The following is a 16335-nucleotide window of genomic DNA, read 5'->3' as shown; positions in this document are numbered from 1 at the left end:
AAGGGCTACAGAAGGATACCCTGCCATACAAAACCTAAAAATCAGAACCTGACACTCGCTCGGTAACGCCAGCCGGCGTCACGCCCGACGCAGTAACCCTGCGCCATTGCGGCTCGATGATGCACATGCCGCGCACCCGCTTTACCGCATCGAGGCAATAAACACCGCCACCGCCCGGCCACCAGCGATCACCGGCCAAGTCCAGAATGCGGCTGCGCTCCAGCCAGTGCCCGCGCTGCACGGGCAGGCGATAGCACAGGAAATCGTCGCGCACGGCCTCCAGCCCCAGTAATGCCAGCCAGTCCTTCACACGGGGCAGCGCCAGCAAATTCCCTTGCCAGGGCACCTCTCCCTTGCGCTGCAAACGGCGCAAGCCCCACAGGCTCCAGGGGTTGAAACCCGTGATCAGCAAACGTCCTTCCGGCACCAGCACGCGATCCACCTCGCGCAGGACACCATGCGGATCTTCGGCAAAATCCAGCACATGCGGCAGCACCACCAGATCAAGGCTCTGCTCGGCAAATGGCAGGGCATGAGCCCTGCATTGCACGGCGACATCACCGCTCGTTCCCGCGCGGCAATGCCAGACGATCCGGTTGGCCCGCAGGGCGTCCAGACCGGGCAGGGCAAACTGCAGCGCCTTGTAGCCGAAAATATCGGTACTGGTGCGGTCGTACCACTCGGCCTCCGCCTGCAGCAGATACTGCCCCAGCGGGGTGGCCAGCCAGTCGGCAAACTGTTCAAATGCCTGCTTCGTATTCATCGGGATCGCATCCATGCTGACTATCAGTGCACTGCCGATTTTCTCGGACAATTATATCTGGGTTTTGCACGACAGCCGGCAGGCGATTGCCGTTGACCCCGGCGAAAGCGAGACCCTCGACGCCTGGCTGGCCGAAACTTCGCTTGACCTGGCAGGCATTGTGCTCACGCATCGTCACGCCGACCACATCGGCGGCGTTCCGGCCCTGTGCCGTGACCGGCCCGGCCTGCCGGTGCATGGGCCGCGCGAAATTGATCTTGTCACCACGCCAGTAGGCGAGGGGGACACGATCAACCTTCTCGGGCAGGACTGGGAAGTCCTCGCCGTTCCGGGGCACACGCGCGAACACCTTGCCTACTACTGCGCCACGACCGGCATGCTTTTTTCCGGCGATACGCTTTTTGGTGCCGGCTGCGGGCGCATGTTCGATGGCCCAGCCGCTAGTTATCACGCCAGCCTGCAGAAACTGGCTAACCTGCCCGCAGCAACACAGGTCTACTGCACGCACGAATACACGGCAGCCAACCTGCGCTTTGCCGCTGCGGTCGAACCAGACAACTTGGCCATTACCGCTCGCAGCCGCACCGTCGCCACACTGCGTGCCAACGGGCAACCCAGTGTTCCATTCACGCTGGCGGAAGAACTCGCAACCAACCCGTTCCTGCGCCTCGACCGGGCTGCGGTCATTCTGGCAGCGCGGCAGCATGGCGCAGTCGATACCCAGGCTGAGAACGTCTTTCTGGCGCTTCGCCAGTGGAAAAATGATTTTTCCTGATGCGCGGCACGCAGACGGATTGACTGCCTCGAAAGCCCCCCTTAACATCGGTGTCATTTTGTACACTCAGCGAGCCTGCACCATGCGCGCCAGCCTGACTTCCATCCTGACCGGTGCATTGCTTGCCTTCGTGGCGAGCGCGGGTCACGCCGAAGATGCCCCAATCCGTCTGGATTACCAGCTGAAAAACCCGAATTTCGTCATCGGCTCGGACACCCTGGCTGTGCGTGACGCCCTCTTCGGCAGCGCCGACATCGCCCGCTACGACGACCTCTGGGCCCGCATCCGCGTGGGCTTCCAGATTCCCGAACTGGATCACCCGCTGGTTGAAAAGTGGGAAAACTACTATGCCGCCCGGCCAGACTATCTGAACCGGATTGTCGAGCGCGGCAACCGCTATCTGTACTTCGTTGTCGATGAAGTCGAAAAACGCGGCATGCCGATGGAAATCGCCCTGCTGCCAATGATCGAGTCCGCCTACAATCCGCGCGCCGAATCACCAGCCCGCGCGGCGGGCATGTGGCAGTTCATTCCGGAAACCGGCAAGCACTACGGGCTCGAACGAACCTGGTGGTATGACGGCCGCCGCGACGTCGTTGCCGCCACCGGCGCTGCACTGGATTACCTCGATACGCTGCACGGCATGTTCGATGACTGGCAACTGGCGCTGGCCTCGTACAACTGGGGTGAAAATGCCGTCAAGCGCGCGGTGGACCGCAATGCCAGCGCGGGCAACCCCACGTCGTTCGCCGACCTGCGCATGCCGGACGAAACCCGCAACTATGTCCCGAAGCTGCTGGCCATCCGCAACATCATTGCCAACCCGGCAGCCTATGGCGTCACGCTCAAGAGCATTCCCAACCAGCCCTATTTCGCCACACTGCAGCCCGGCAAGCACATGGATGTGAAAGTTGCCGCCGAGCTGGCACAGATTCCGGTCGACGAACTGCTGAAGCTCAACCCAGGCTTCATCCGGCCGGTCATCGCCCACAAGGATGACCGTCAGCTGGTGCTGCCGCTGGATCGCGTCGCCATTTTCAACGAAAACCTGCGCACCTATGACAAACCGCTGCTGAGCTGGCAGCCGTATGTCACCCACCAGGGCGAAAGCTTTGCGGCACTGGCCACCCAGTTCGGCATTACCGTTGACGAGCTGCGCGACATCAATGAAATCGCCGAACGGGAAAATATCGCGCGCGGTCAGACCATTCTGGTACCCAAGGTCGACCACCTCGACGTGTCCGATCGCCAGACCCTGGCCGCACTGTCTGCCAACCGCAAGGCGGAGCCGGTGGATACCGGCGCCAACGATGCGCCCCGCAAGGTTCAGCCGATTGTCCAGGCTGAGCGCAGCAGCACGGCCACCTACCGGGTTGCCAAAGGCGACACGGCATACAGTATTGCCAGACGCCACGGCATGAGCCTGGACGAACTACAGCAGCTGAACGGCATGAAATCCACCCGACTGTCCAGTGGACAGATACTCAAGGTTGCCGCCAACAGCAACGCGTCGCAGAGCAGCAAATCCGCCAATGACAGCAAGCAGTATGTTGCCCGCCGCGGCGACACCTTCAGCTCGGTCGCCAAACGCTACAACGTTGCAACCAATGACCTGCTGCGCTGGAATAACGCCAGCCGCAAGACCACTCTGCAACCCGGAACCCTGCTGGTCATCAATAACTGATCCGGCACACACCGAAGACAAAACCCCGCCTTGGCGGGGTTTTGTCTTGTATCCCACTCCAATATTACGCTTAACGCGGTGGTGAAGTCCGCAACGGCTTCAGCTCGCGATCCACCGCCTGCCATTTGGCATGATGCTCGCGGATCAGGTGTACCGCATCCTCGATGCTGTCGACCACGACCGGAATCTGCATATCCACCGGACTGGCAAGACCGGCACCATTGTCCACCATGAACAGCCGCGACCAGTCGACCAGCTCGTGCCACATTTCACCAACCAGAATCAGCGGCGTGTCGTAGAGCTTGCGCACCTGCAGCAGCTGCCAGACCATCGACAGCTCCAGCAGCGTACCGATGCCGCCCGGCGTCACGATAAAGGCGTTCGAGCGCATGATGAAGTGATGCAGGCGCGAGAAGAAGGTCTTGTGCTCGAACACATGGCCGACAAAATCATTCACTTCCTGCTCGAAGTCGAGATCAATGCGGATACCCACCGAGGCCTCCGGGTGATCCGGTGCGCCATGACAGGCGCCTTCATTCGCAGCCTGCATCAGGCCGGGGCCGCCACCGGTGACGATGCGGCATCCCATCGCAGCCAGTTCGCTGGCCAGTTGCTTGACCGCCTCGTAGGCCGGCGTCCCTTCCTGGATGCGGGCAGAACCAAAAATGGTCACATGGTAGTCCGGCGTATGCGCAGGGCGCAGCCGGGAGAGTTCATCAACGGTATCCCACAGGCGCAGGACAGCATTGTTGACAATGTTCAGGGCTTCGTCATCGTCGATGACACCGATCGGTTTATTGTAGGAATTGATCATGGCCGTTCTTCTTTTGACGTTGGCGACCAGGGCACGCGCCCGAGCCTCTCTTCGATGGTAGGCTTACTGACTGTCACGTGGCAAGTTCGGCAACATCTCCGGCGGCGATTGGCAGCCCGCCATCGGCGGGGGATAATACCGGGTTGTTTTTCGCCTGCACCGGGTTTTCATGCACGACGCGCCTCACCTGCCCTCCCCCGCCCGCCCGCCCAGCCCTCGCTGGCTATGGCTGGCACTCAGCCTGCTGCTGGTCGTGCTGATGGGCTTCGGACTGAACCACTGGCTGGGCTGGAGCGGCTGGCTGCTGGTCGTCGTTCTGGCTGAGCGCGCCTATCCGCGTCAGCACACACGCCGGAGCGACTGGCGTGCCGCTTGCGGCGTCATGGTACTGTTTTGCGGGCTACTGATCGGCGAAGGCATGCTGCGCACCAGTGGCGAGCCCATTCTGACAGCCTGGCTGAGCAACGGCCACAATGGCTCAAGCCGTCTGCTCGGGCTGGTTCTGCTGGGGGCCGCATTTGCTCTGGCTGTCCCGCTCTGGCGCCAGCGCGACTGGGCACACATCATCGAAGAAATCGGCTTTCTGTGCGAAGACGGCTGGCGCGGAGTGCGCAGCATTGCCAGTCGCAAGCCAAAAGATTTACCCCTCACTCCAGAAAAAACAAAACCGGCTGCCGCAGCGACTTCAGCAGCAATTAAACCGCCAGCCGCCAAGCCCATGAAACCGGCACCGCCACGCCCCGCTCCAGCGATGCGCCCCGTCACGCCTGAAGCCCCCAGGACGGCAACGGAATCGCGCCCGCAGCGGCGCACGACAGCCACACCTGTGCGCACCGGCCACCCCGCACAACCCGCAGCAGTAACACCGCCACCAGCACCGGAATTGACGCTGGCAGAAATCAGCGTACCCCAAGCCCGGCCAACCACCGCGCGCGTGACGGAAACGTCGGCGACGAACAGCAAGCCACTCCCTGTTATTGATCATCGCCAGATTGTCAGCAACATGGAACAGGTCAGCCTCAGCCGGCGAGGCACCCGGCCGACCAGCGCCAAGCCGGCAGGCCAGGCGCCGCTCCCGCTGATTGATCCGAACGAAGTGCGCCAGCGCCTGAACGCCATACACGGCCGCCGGCCGCCGGAACCTGCGCAGAGCAAGGCAGAGACAAAACCACGTATCGCGCCACAGCCCTTGCCGGACAAAGTGTCCAGCCCGATACCCTCAAAACGGGAAATCGTGACGATCAGCCGTGTCCTGACTCCGCCTCCCGCCCCCCCCGCCGCGCCGGAACCGGTCAGCTCACAGGCCGCACAGGCCGCGGAACTCAGCCTGCTGCCGCAGGAGCCGGCACCAACCCTCATCGCGGACACGCTGCTGCTTGCACCCACCAGCCCGGAGCTGCAACTGGCTCCGCCGGAATTGCCCGACGAGCTCCCCCTGGCAGCAGAACCTGTAACACCACGATTCGCGCCGGCAATGGACACGCCCGTCGCGCCCCTCTTCGCGGCGACCGTAGGGCACCCCGCCCCTTCGCAGCCCCCCCATGTCCATCCAGCCAGCTCGTTGACGGAAATACCCCCTCAGGCTCCGTTAGTGCGTCAGGCTGCGCCCGAGCCGGGAACGGCGGAAATCAGCCACCGGATTGCCGAACTCGAAAGCAGCCTGGCCGAATTTCCTGTCGCCAGCACGCCTGTTTTCACCGTACTCGACACAGCGCCGGCAACACCTCTTGCGCCGCGTCCGTCCTACGACGACAGCATCCTGCCGCCGCTGGATCTGCTGCAGGCAGCCAGCGCCCAGCTCACACGCATGAGCGATGACGAGCTGATCGAGCGTGGCATCGTCATCGAAGAAAAGCTCGCCGAGTTCAAGGTGAAAGCCAGCGTACTCGACGCCATCGCCGGCCCCGTCGTCACCCGCTACGAAATCGAGCCGGCCACTGGCGTGCGCGGCAGCCAGATCGTCAACCTGATGAAGGATCTGGCGCGCGCGCTGGGGCTGGTGTCGATCCGCGTGGTGGAAACCATCCCTGGCAAGACCTGCATGGGGCTGGAATTGCCCAATCCGACCCGGCAGATGATCCGCCTCTCGGAAATCCTGCGCGACGAGGTGTTCGCCGGCTCGCACTCCAAACTCACCCTGGCGCTCGGCAAGGACATCACCGGCAAACCCATCGTCACCGATCTGGCCAAGGCGCCGCACCTCTTGGTCGCCGGCACCACCGGCTCGGGCAAGTCGGTCGGCGTGAATGCGATGATCCTGTCGATGCTCTACAAGGCGACGCCGGACGAAGTGCGCTTCATCATGATCGACCCGAAGATGCTGGAGCTGTCCATCTACGACAACATCCCGCACCTGCTGGCGCCGGTCGTCACCGACATGAAGCTGGCCGCCAATGCGCTGAACTGGTGCGTGGCCGAGATGGAAAAGCGCTACCGGCTGATGAGCCATCTGGGCGTGCGCAATCTGGCCGGCTACAACGCCAAGATCAAGGACGCCGAAAAGCTGGGCCAGAAGCTCACCAACCCGTTCACGCTGACGCCGGATAATCCGGAGCCGCTGGAGCACCTGCCGTTTATCGTGGTGGTGGTCGACGAGTTCGCCGACTTGATGATGGTGGCCGGCAAGAAGATCGAGGAATTGATCGCGCGGCTGGCACAAAAGGCACGCGCGGCCGGTATCCACCTGATCCTCGCCACCCAGCGGCCGTCGGTGGACGTGATCACCGGGCTGATCAAGGCCAATATTCCGACGCGCATCGCCTTCCAGGTATCAAGCAAGGTCGACAGCCGCACGATTCTGGACCAGATGGGCGCGGAAGCCTTGCTGGGCCAGGGCGACATGCTCTACCTGCCGCCGGGCACCGGCTACCCGCAGCGCGTGCACGGCGCCTTTGTCGCGGATGATGAGGTGCATCACGTCGTCGAGTATCTGAAACAATTCGGCGAGCCCGACTACGTCGACGGCATCCTGAATGGTGGTTTTGATGCCGAAAGCGCGGGGAGCGGATCGGCCGGCGGTAGCGAGGGCGGAGACGAAAGCGACCCGCTCTACGATGAAGCCGTGGCCTTTGTACTGAAAAGCCGCCGCGCATCGATTTCGAGCGTGCAAAGACAGCTCAGAATCGGCTACAACCGCGCCGCACGGCTGATCGAGCAGATGGAAGCTGCGGGTCTTGTCAGCGGCATGGAAAGCAACGGCAACCGTACGGTACTCGCACCCGGTCGCGAATAATACCCATAAACATATATAGCCAAAGCCATTTATTTTAAATGGCTACAGAGCAATACCCAACATAACGCAGCAATTGCTGCATGGACGAACACGATGAAAATCGCCCTTGCCCAGATCAATCCCATCGTTGGCGACCTCGCCGGCAATACCGCGCTGATTTTCGCCGCAGCGGAACAAGCCCGCGCCGCTGGCGCCGACATCATCGTCACGCCCGAACTGGCGCTCACCGGCTACCCGCCGGAAGACCTGCTGCTGCGCCCGAGCTTTCTGGCGGAGTGCAAACAGAAACTCGGCGAATTCATCGACCGGCTGGACGGCATCACCCTGGTCGTCGGCCATCCGCACGCGGCCGGTGACGAGGTCTTCAATGCCGCGTCCGTGATTCGCGACGGCAATGTGCTGGGCCGCTATGAAAAGATGCTGCTGCCCAATGACGCGGTATTCGATGAAGTGCGTTACTTCACCCCCGGCTTTGCGCCGCTGGTCTTTGAACAAAATGGAGTGAAAGTCGGCATCGCGATCTGCGAGGACATCTGGGACACCGAGCCGGCGGCCGCCGCTGCCGATGAAGGCACCGAACTGCTGCTGGTGCTGAATGCCTCGCCCTTCCACCGTGCCAAGGAAGCCACCCGCCAGCAGGTCGTGCGCGAGCGCGTCGAGGAAACCGGCATGGCCATCGCCTACTGCAATCTGGTCGGCGGGCAGGACGAACTGGTATTCGACGGCCAGTCCTTCGCGCTGAACAAGGCCGGCGAGGTGGTCGCGCAGGCCGCCGGCTTTGCCAGCGAACAACTGCTGCTCGACTTCGTGGCTGGCGACCTGCAGGCGGCCAGCCGCGCGGACGATCTCGCCGACGAAGAAGCCGTGTATCGCGCGCTGGTGCTCGGCGTGCGGGATTACATAGGCAAGAACGGCTTCCCCGGCGTGCTGCTGGGTCTGTCGGGTGGCATCGACTCGGCACTGACGCTGGCGATCGCCTGCGACGCGCTCGGCGCCGACAAGGTGCATGCTGTGATGATGCCGTCGCGCTACACCGCAGATATTTCCGTCGACGATTCGCGCGAGATGATCGCGCGCCTTGGCTGCAAGTATTCCGAAATCGAAATCTGGCCGATGTATGAAGCATTCATGGCCGGGCTGGCGAATGAATTCGCCGGCCGTGACATGGACACGACCGAGGAAAACCTGCAAAGCCGCATCCGGGGCACGCTCCTGATGGCGCTGTCGAACAAGACCGGCAAGCTCGTGCTGACCACGGGCAACAAGTCGGAAATGACCACCGGCTACGCGACGCTGTACGGTGATATGGCCGGTGGCTTTGCCGTGCTGAAGGATGTAGCGAAAACGCTGGTGTACCGCCTGTCCAACTGGCGCAACCGGACCAGTGCCTACCCGCAGGCCAGCGTGATCCCAGAGCGCATCATCACCCGCCCGCCGTCGGCCGAGCTGCGCCCCGACCAGAAAGACCAGGACAGCCTGCCGGACTATGCGGTGCTGGATGCCATCCTCGCCATGTATGTCGAGGAAAACCGCAGCATTGCCGACATTATCGCGGCAGGCTATCCGGAAGCCGACGTGAAGAAAGTCGTGCGCCTCTTGAAGATCAACGAATATAAACGCCGCCAGGCACCGGTCGGTCCGAAGGTCACCCAGCGGGCCTTCGGCAAGGACTGGCGCATGCCGATCACGAGCAAATACCTAGAGTAAGGGTTTTCCGCAACTGACAGTCCGGCAGGATCACGTCATGCCGAACTGTCATCGCTCCGTCATGCTGATTTGTTACGGTATGCCTTTACGGTTATATGACAAATCGGCAGGAATGACACCGGTACCCAGTATTGAACATTTGCGCGCGGACCTGATCAACATTCTGGACCGGCAGCAGCTGACGGCTTTTTTCCAGCCCATTGCCGCCATGAACGAGGCTCGCGCCTACGGCCACGAGGGCCTGATACGCGGGCCGTCGAACAGCTTTCTGCATTCGCCGATCAATCTGTTCCGTACCGCGGAAGAAACCGGTCTGCTACCGGAACTCGATTTCGCCTGTCGCCGCGCGATCATCCGTGCTTTCGTGACTGAAAATCTTCCCGGCAAGCTGTTTCTGAACATCAACCCGGTTTGCCTGACCCTGCCGAATTACCGCCCCGGTGCAACGCTGGAGCTGCTGCAAGAGGCTGGCCTGCCACCGCAGCGCGTAGTCATCGAGCTGACGGAAACACAGCCCATCGCCAATTATGATCTGCTGCGCGAGGCTGTTCGCCACTACCGGGAAATGGGATTCCGCATTGCACTGGATGACCTTGGCGAGGGCTTTTCCTCACTGCGTCTCTGGTCCGAGATCAGGCCCGATTTCGTCAAGATCGACAAATACTTCATACAGGGACTACCCGGCGACGCGCAGAAGCGACAGTTCGTGCGCTCGATCCAGCACATTGCGGTCAATACCGGCACGCGGGTCATCGCCGAAGGAATCGAATCCGCCCAGGAACTGGACGTTGTGCGCAGCATCGGGATAGGGCTTGGACAGGGTTATTTTCTGGGACGGCCACAGAAAAAACCCGAGCTCAATACCAGTTACATATGTACGCCGGCCGCGACGCCGCAGCGCACCGGCACCGTGATCGCCAGCAGCCTGTTGGTTCATGTACCGACAGTCAGCCCCAAGGACAGCAATCTGCATGTGTGCGAACTGTTCGCCACTCACGGCGACTTGAATGCCCTGCCTGTTGTGCAGCATGGGCGCGCGATCGGCCTTTTGAAACGGCATCAATTCATCGAACATTTTGCCCGCCCCTACAGCCGCGAACTGCATGGTCAGCGCCCCTGCACCATGCTGATGGATCCCGCGCCATTGCAGGTTGAGCACAATCTGAGCCTGCAGGAGTTGTCACTACTGGTCAGCTCGGGGGAGCACCGCTATCTGGCAGACGGCTTCATTCTGGTTGATCAGGGCATGTATCTGGGAATGGGCACCGGCCGCGATCTGATGCGCGCCATCACCGAACTGCAAATCACCGCAGCACGGTATGCCAACCCGCTGAGCGGCCTCCCCGGTAATGTCCCCATCCAGAATCACATTCAGCAACTACTGGACAAGGGGCAAGACTTTGTTGCGGTGTACGCCGATCTTGATCATTTCAAGCCCTACAACGACCTCTATGGCTACGCTAAGGGCGACGACATCCTGCAGATGACTGGCCAGATTCTGAAAAAGGCGGTGGAGCCCGGCACCGACTTTGTCGGCCATATCGGCGGCGATGATTTTGTGCTGCTGCTGCGCAGTGAAGAATGGCGTGAGCGTTGTGAAGCCATTCTCGCGGAATTTGCCAGCAGTATCCTGCCCCACCTGCAGGAAGATCACATCAAGGATGGTGGCTATCACGCGCTGAATCGCAGCGGCGAGCGAGTCTGGCACGCCCTGCCCGCCCTGTCACTGGGAGCAGTGGAAATCCGCAGCAGCGCCTTAAGCAGTCATCATGAAGTGGCCAGCCAGGCCAGTGCAGCCAAAACGATGGCAAAACGGCAACAGGGATGCAGTCTCTTTATCGAGCGGCGCAGTCATACCGGGCACCCACTCTCAGGCAGCACAGGCTACCTCCCTGTCGACACTCCCGGTACTGAATATACAGCCCTGCAGGCACACTGAGCCACCCATAACTAGCGGGCGCCACCCCGCAGGCGCTCAAGGGACCACCCCAAGTCCATTTCCTCATTGGCAAGCTCGAGCAGCGGCAAGAGGGTATGCATGAGTGCAGGCAAGTGCTCCCTGACCTCCTGGCGCATACCCTTGTGCAGCATCACAATGGCCTCGGCCACCAGCGGCGTTGCCGTACGCACGGCAGTCACATCCGGCATGATGACCCGATCCTGGCCGGCCTCGGCATACAGCCGGGTCGTGGCAACCCCAATCAGGCTGGAAGCCGTTGCGGCATCGTCGTGCCACGAGTTCGCTACCGCAACACTGCCCGTGATATTGAGCTGCTCGCTGCGGAAGTTGATTCTGGCATTGGCCATGGCAAGCCGCAAACGCTCGGCGAGAATGCGGGCCTCGGTCAGTGTCGTCGCGGGTGATACAACGGCAAAACGGGCTTCTTCGAGATGCGCCAGAGTGTCCTCACGACGCAGCTTGGCCTCAAGCAGCTTGGCCAGCAAGCCCAGCATCTGCTGGGCGGCCCGCTCGCCCAGCTTGTCGCGCAGGCTCTGAAAATGATCCACTTCAAGCAGCAGCAGTGTTACTTCGCCGTTGTGGCGCATCGCAAACGCCAGAGATTGCTCCAGCTGCAGCACCATCAGGTTTGACGAACCGACACCCGTTGCATGGTCAGTCAGTGCATGCTGTTCCTGCAGCGCACGGCTGGCCGCAAGCTCGCGGCGCGTTGCAGCCAAATCAAGATTGGCCCGGACTCGCGCGAGCATTTCGCTACGATCCGTAGATTTGCTGATGAAGTCATTGGCACCGGATTCGACGCAATGCCGCCGTGTTTCTTCATCTTCTTCACCGGAAATGATGATGACGGGCAGATACTGGAAACGTTCCTCGGGCTGCTGACGCACACGGGAGAGCAGCCCCATCCCGTCAAGCTCGGGCATGGTCAGATCGGAGATCAGCAGACTGATATCCTCATCTGCCTGCAAGCGCCGCCAGCCGGCTTCGCCATCAGCTTCTTCCAGCAATTCATACAACTCGCCCAGATGCTTGCGGATGGTCGCCCGGACGATGCGGGAATCATCGACGATCAGAATCCGCGGACGGTGGTCAAGATCAGGAGACTGGGACATGGCACGTAATCCATTGTGAGTCCCTGACAATCTAGCACAATCCGCCAGACGGTCACACCTCGATATTCGCGCTATCAGGAAAAGCGCATTTGGAGTACGCTGCAGGGAATACCGTTCCCTGCGGGAGACCATTCATGGCAAGCACTTATCGCCTGCAACTGGGTGTCGCCATGCTTAGCCCGGGTGAAGCCGAACTGGCGCTTGAGGCAATCCGGCTCAGCTGGAGCCGGCCAAGCCGTGTTCACCGGCAGTTGAGTGGCGACATGATCGCCTTGCTGACCGTCCAGCATGAAGACTTTCTGCGGGTTGACGAAAGTGCTGACTGGTTCATCGAACGGATAGCCGCCAGCATATGGCAGGCCTTGGGGCGTTTTGCCTGCATCAGCATCGACATTGCGCCGCACGAGGCGCCGGACGGCAAGCTCTACATACTGGACGAACCCAGCTACCGCGCGGTCATGCAAAAATTTCGTTTTACTCCAACACTGCAGCGCTAAAAACAAAAGCCCCGCTATTGCGGGGCTTTTTCTTTCCTACAAGCTGTGAACGCAAATCAGGCAGCCATGGCCTTAATTGCGGCAGACAGGCGGCTCTTGTGACGGGCAGCCTTGTTCTTGTGGAAGATCTTCTTGTCAGCGATGCGATCGATAACACCAACCGATTCCTGGAATACGGTCTTGGCGGCGGACTGGTCACCGGCCTCGATAGCCTTCAGCACCTTCTTGATCGCGGTGCGGAAAGCGGAACGCTGGCTAGCGTTGTGCTGGCGGGCTACTTCAGCCTGACGCGCACGCTTGCGAGCTTGGGCGCTGTTTGCCATGGTAAAACTCCTGAATTTGTGAAATTTGTGTCCCGGCCGGTTTGCCACTGCAAAAGCCGACACACAGACTCGGAAACCCGCGATGATAGCGTTAGTCGCCACCATTTGCAAGCAGAACCACCAAGTAGCGCCACACCACACGACATCAACTGCAGCAATAACGGTATCATTCACGCCTGATTTTCTGAAAGCGCCACAATGAACCTGCTCAAAGCCCTTGCCGCCGTCAGCTCGATGACCATGATCTCCCGGGTCCTTGGGCTGGTACGCGAAATCATCATCTCGCACACCTTTGGCGCCGGCACGGCCACCGACGTTTTTTTCACCGCATTCAAACTTCCCAATCTGCTGCGTCGCATTTTTGCCGAAGGCGCCTTTTCACAGGCCTTTGTCCCCATTCTTGCCGAACACAAAACCCGCAATGGTGACGAAGCCACCCGAATCTTCGTAGCCAAGGTCTGCGGAGCTCTGACACTGGCACTGCTTGTCATCACAGCCCTTGGCATCATCGCCGCGCCAGTCATCATTTACCTGTCGGCTGCAGGGTTCAGCAGTGACCCCGCCAAATTCACACTAGCGACCGAGTTGCTGCGCTGGGTCTTCCCCTACATTCTCTTCATTTCACTGGCCTCTTTCGTCGGCAGCATTCTCAACACCTGGAATGCCTTTTCCATCCCGGCCTTTGTTCCGACGCTACTGAACCTGTCCTTCATCGGCTGCGCCATCTTTCTGGCACCTCATCTCGAACAACCCATCTTTGCGCTAGCGATTGCCGTGCTGATCGGCGGAGTGATCCAACTCGCCTTCCAGTTGCCATGGCTTGCCCGCTGCAACATGCTGGTCATGCCCCGTCTGGATCTTGCCGACCCAGCGGTTCGGCAAGTCATGAAAAACATGCTGCCCGCACTGTTTGCTGTGTCGGTCGCGCAAATCAGCATCCTGATCAACTCCAACCTGGCCTCATTTCTTGAGGCAGGCAGCATCTCATGGATTTTCTATGCCGATCGACTGATGGAGTTCCCGGTCGGTGTACTTGGCGTTGCACTTGGGACCATCCTGCTGCCCAGTCTGTCGAAAAGCATCGCCAGCGACGACCAGGCCGAATATTCGCGCCTGCTCGACTGGGGGCTACGCCTGTGCCTGCTACTCTGCCTGCCCGCCACCATTGCACTGGGACTATTGGCCAAACCACTGATATTGACGGTATTCCAGAGCGGGAAGTTCACCCTGCACGACGCCGTGATGACGCAGCAAGCCCTAACCGGATACAGCATCGGGCTGATGGGCATGATTCTGGTGAAAATCCTTGCTCCCGGCTTCTACGCCCGCAAGGACATCCGCACTCCGGTACGCATTGCCTGCATCACGCTGGGCAGCACGCTAGCAATCAACCTCGTTTTCATTACCACTCTGCCCTACAAGCAGGCCGGACTTACGCTAGGCATTGCATTAGGGCAATGCCTGAACGCCTGGCTGCTCTACACCACCCTGCGCAGCAAAAATTACTTCGTTCCACAGACGGGCTGGCTCCCCTTCATGGGCAAACTCACAATTGCGGTTCTGTCCATGGCTGCCGTACTGATCATTCTGCAGCACTTCCTCCCCACCTTCGAGCACGCCTCACGGCTTGCGCGCACTGGATGGCTATCGATTCTGGTGGTTGCCGGCGCTCTTAGCTATTTCGTTAGCCTTGCCGCGCTTGGCTATCGCCCGCGCGACTTCCGCAGACACACGAGCCGCTAATACCATCCTCTTGCAGCCCCCCCTCCCTTGCAAGAGAACAGCAATTCGATCGGTGGAAAAGCGGCTTTGGCTGCTCATTCATCCAGCGTGTAGGTTCAATTCCCACACGAGCCTCCTGGCACTCGAAGGCATGCATACGTCCATTGCTTTGCACCGAGACAAAATAAACCATACGGACCACCGGACAATACCCTCGCCACTATATGCCTACAGCCCTTATCAGCAAAGGGATACAGCCGCACACCCAAGACATGAAAAACAAAACGCCCGCAAATTGCGGGCGTTTTGTCGGGTAACGGCAGCGTTATTCAGCTGCTTCAACCACTTCAGCATCTTCCGGACGATCCACCAGTTCAACGTAGGCCATCGGTGCATTGTCACCAACGCGGAAGCCACACTTCATGATACGGAGATAGCCACCATTGCGGGCGGAATAACGCGGACCAAGAACGTCGAACAGTTTGACCACGATATCGCGGTCACGGGTACGGGAGAAAGCCAGACGGCGGTTTGCCAGCGACGGCTTTTTGCCCAGAGTGATCAGCGGCTCAGCCACACGGCGCAATTCCTTGGCCTTCGGCAGAGTTGTCTTGATCATCTCGTGGCGCAACAGGGCGTTAGCCAGATTGCGCAGCATCGCCAGACGATGGGATGTCGTGCGATTCAGTTTACGATTAGAAAGACGGTGACGCATTTGTCAGTTCCTTAGCTTTAACCAACGATCAGGGCTTTTCCAAGCCGACCGGAGGCCAATTTTCGAGACGCATGCCAAGACTGAGACCCTTCGAGGCCAGCACTTCCTTGATTTCATTCAAGGACTTGCGACCCAGGTTCGGGGCCTTCAGCAGCTCGGTTTCAGTACGCTGAATCAGATCGCCGATGTAATAGATGTTCTCGGCCTTCAGGCAGTTCGCAGAACGAACCGTCAGCTCAAGATCATCAACCGGGCGCAGCAGGATCGGATCGATCTGCGGCGCTTGCGGAGCCGGCTCTTCAACAGGCGTACCCTCCAGGTCGGCAAAGACCGACAGCTGGTCAATCAGCATGCGTGCGGCTTGGCGCACAGCTTCTTCAGGCTCGATCACACCATTGGTTTCTACGTCGATGATCAGCTTGTCCAGATCGGTACGCTGTTCAACACGCGCACTTTCAACCTGGTAGCTGACACGGCGGATCGGGCTGAACGAGGCGTCCAGAACGATATTGCCAATAGTGCGGCCTTCTTCCTTGTCAAGGCGCGCCGGAGCAGGCTGGTAACCACGGCCGGATTCGACCGTGATTTCCATGCTCAGTTTGCCACCTGCGGACAGATGGGCAATCACATGCTCCGGATTGATGACTTCGACATCGTGCGGCAACTGAATATCAGCCGCAGTCACGATGCCTTCACCTTCCTTGACGAGGTTCAGCGTGACAGAGTCCCGACCATGCAGCTTGAGCACGACACCCTTCAGATTCAGCAGGATGTCGACGACATCTTCCTGTACACCATCCAGTGCGGAGTACTCATGCACTACACCGTCAATCTTGACTTCGGTGGGGGCATAACCCGTCATCGAGGACAGCAGAATCCGGCGCAATGCGTTACCAAGCGTGTGGCCATAGCCGCGCTCGAACGGCTCCATCACCACTTTGGCATGGGCCGCACCTTGCGCTTGCACATCAATGATGCGAGGCTTGAGCAACTCGTTTGTGTTAATTTGCATAAGTCAGTATCCCTTGCCT

At 60.1% G+C, this 16335-nt stretch carries 13 protein-coding genes; 7 read left to right on the top strand and 6 right to left on the bottom strand.

What is annotated here, in order from left to right; genetic code table 11:
- Positions 1-34: 34 nt before the first annotated feature.
- Positions 35-763, bottom strand: coding sequence for a class I SAM-dependent methyltransferase (locus H559_RS0110900; RefSeq protein WP_028452737.1), 729 nt, complete (start codon positions 761-763; stop codon positions 35-37).
- A gap of 13 nt (positions 764-776) precedes the next feature.
- On the opposite strand from H559_RS0110900, the gene gloB reads away from it, so the two are divergent.
- Positions 777-1538: a hydroxyacylglutathione hydrolase gene (gloB, locus tag H559_RS0110895; RefSeq protein ID WP_034640865.1), complete on the top strand. Its 762-nt coding sequence runs from the start codon at positions 777-779 to the stop codon at positions 1536-1538.
- A gap of 82 nt (positions 1539-1620) precedes the next feature.
- Positions 1621-3222 (top strand): LysM peptidoglycan-binding domain-containing protein, encoded by a 1602-nt coding sequence (locus H559_RS19960; RefSeq protein WP_051279307.1) that lies wholly within the window; start codon positions 1621-1623, stop codon positions 3220-3222.
- Positions 3223-3292: 70 nt separating this feature from the next.
- On the opposite strand, the gene H559_RS19955 is transcribed toward H559_RS19960, so the two are convergent.
- Positions 3293-4036, bottom strand: a complete 744-nt coding sequence (locus tag H559_RS19955; RefSeq protein WP_034640863.1) for an LOG family protein — start codon at positions 4034-4036, stop codon at positions 3293-3295.
- Positions 4037-4205: 169 nt separating this feature from the next.
- On the opposite strand from H559_RS19955, the gene H559_RS19950 reads away from it, so the two are divergent.
- The 3 genes from H559_RS19950 (at position 4206) to H559_RS19945 (ending at position 10914) form a co-directional block, all read left to right on the top strand.
- A complete protein-coding gene (locus H559_RS19950; RefSeq protein WP_081413007.1) occupies positions 4206-7268 on the top strand; it encodes a DNA translocase FtsK in 3063 nt (1020 codons plus the stop codon).
- A 93-nt stretch (positions 7269-7361) separates the two neighbouring features.
- A complete protein-coding gene (locus H559_RS0110875) occupies positions 7362-8975 on the top strand; it encodes an NAD+ synthase (RefSeq protein ID WP_028452735.1) in 1614 nt (537 codons plus the stop codon).
- Between the two features lie 112 nt (positions 8976-9087).
- Entirely contained in the window at positions 9088-10914 is a 1827-nt protein-coding gene (locus H559_RS19945) for a GGDEF domain-containing protein (RefSeq protein WP_081413006.1), read from the top strand.
- 11 nt (positions 10915-10925) lie between these two features.
- On the opposite strand, the gene H559_RS21735 is transcribed toward H559_RS19945, so the two are convergent.
- Entirely contained in the window at positions 10926-12047 is a 1122-nt protein-coding gene (locus tag H559_RS21735) for a GGDEF domain-containing response regulator (protein ID WP_051279305.1), read from the bottom strand.
- A 134-nt stretch (positions 12048-12181) separates the two neighbouring features.
- On the opposite strand from H559_RS21735, the gene H559_RS0110860 reads away from it, so the two are divergent.
- On the top strand, positions 12182-12544 hold the full coding sequence (locus H559_RS0110860) for a hypothetical protein (protein WP_028452734.1): 363 nt from the start codon (positions 12182-12184) through the stop codon (positions 12542-12544).
- A gap of 56 nt (positions 12545-12600) precedes the next feature.
- Here the strand turns inward: H559_RS0110860 and rpsT are convergent, their stop codons facing one another.
- A complete protein-coding gene (rpsT, locus tag H559_RS0110855; protein WP_028452733.1) occupies positions 12601-12867 on the bottom strand; it encodes a 30S ribosomal protein S20 in 267 nt (88 codons plus the stop codon).
- A gap of 198 nt (positions 12868-13065) precedes the next feature.
- Here rpsT and murJ point away from each other — a divergent pair, with 198 nt between their 5' ends.
- Positions 13066-14610 carry a murein biosynthesis integral membrane protein MurJ gene (murJ, locus tag H559_RS0110850; protein ID WP_028452732.1) on the top strand — a complete coding sequence of 515 codons (1545 nt, stop codon included), beginning with the start codon at positions 13066-13068 and terminating at the stop codon, positions 14608-14610.
- 304 nt (positions 14611-14914) lie between these two features.
- On the opposite strand, the gene rplQ is transcribed toward murJ, so the two are convergent.
- Together rplQ and H559_RS0110840 are read right to left on the bottom strand one after the other, a co-directional pair.
- Positions 14915-15304, bottom strand: coding sequence for a 50S ribosomal protein L17 (gene rplQ / locus H559_RS0110845; protein ID WP_028452731.1), 390 nt, complete (start codon positions 15302-15304; stop codon positions 14915-14917).
- Positions 15305-15332: 28 nt separating this feature from the next.
- Entirely contained in the window at positions 15333-16316 is a 984-nt protein-coding gene (locus H559_RS0110840; RefSeq protein ID WP_028452730.1) for a DNA-directed RNA polymerase subunit alpha, read from the bottom strand.
- Positions 16317-16335 lie beyond the last annotated feature (19 nt).

Source organism: Chitinilyticum aquatile DSM 21506 (genome assembly GCF_000430805.1).
Lineage (GTDB): Bacteria > Pseudomonadota > Gammaproteobacteria > Burkholderiales > Chitinibacteraceae > Chitinilyticum > Chitinilyticum aquatile.
This window is presented reverse-complemented; position numbering and strand designations above follow the sequence as displayed.

What these genes read in the sequence shown, in the direction of transcription:
- H559_RS0110900 (WP_028452737.1), bottom strand. Translation starts at nt 763, where the DNA reads ATGAATACGAAGCAGGCATTTGAACAGTTTGCCGACTGGCTGGCCACC.
- gloB (WP_034640865.1), top strand. Translation starts at nt 777, where the DNA reads ATGCTGACTATCAGTGCACTGCCGATTTTCTCGGACAATTATATCTGG.
- H559_RS19960 (WP_051279307.1), top strand. Translation starts at nt 1,621, where the DNA reads ATGCGCGCCAGCCTGACTTCCATCCTGACCGGTGCATTGCTTGCCTTC.
- H559_RS19955 (WP_034640863.1), bottom strand. Translation starts at nt 4,036, where the DNA reads ATGATCAATTCCTACAATAAACCGATCGGTGTCATCGACGATGACGAA.
- H559_RS19950 (WP_081413007.1), top strand. Translation starts at nt 4,206, where the DNA reads ATGCACGACGCGCCTCACCTGCCCTCCCCCGCCCGCCCGCCCAGCCCT.
- H559_RS0110875 (WP_028452735.1), top strand. Translation starts at nt 7,362, where the DNA reads ATGAAAATCGCCCTTGCCCAGATCAATCCCATCGTTGGCGACCTCGCC.
- H559_RS19945 (WP_081413006.1), top strand. Translation starts at nt 9,088, where the DNA reads ATGACACCGGTACCCAGTATTGAACATTTGCGCGCGGACCTGATCAAC.
- H559_RS21735 (WP_051279305.1), bottom strand. Translation starts at nt 12,047, where the DNA reads ATGTCCCAGTCTCCTGATCTTGACCACCGTCCGCGGATTCTGATCGTC.
- H559_RS0110860 (WP_028452734.1), top strand. Translation starts at nt 12,182, where the DNA reads ATGGCAAGCACTTATCGCCTGCAACTGGGTGTCGCCATGCTTAGCCCG.
- rpsT (WP_028452733.1), bottom strand. Translation starts at nt 12,867, where the DNA reads ATGGCAAACAGCGCCCAAGCTCGCAAGCGTGCGCGTCAGGCTGAAGTA.
- murJ (WP_028452732.1), top strand. Translation starts at nt 13,066, where the DNA reads ATGAACCTGCTCAAAGCCCTTGCCGCCGTCAGCTCGATGACCATGATC.
- rplQ (WP_028452731.1), bottom strand. Translation starts at nt 15,304, where the DNA reads ATGCGTCACCGTCTTTCTAATCGTAAACTGAATCGCACGACATCCCAT.
- H559_RS0110840 (WP_028452730.1), bottom strand. Translation starts at nt 16,316, where the DNA reads ATGCAAATTAACACAAACGAGTTGCTCAAGCCTCGCATCATTGATGTG.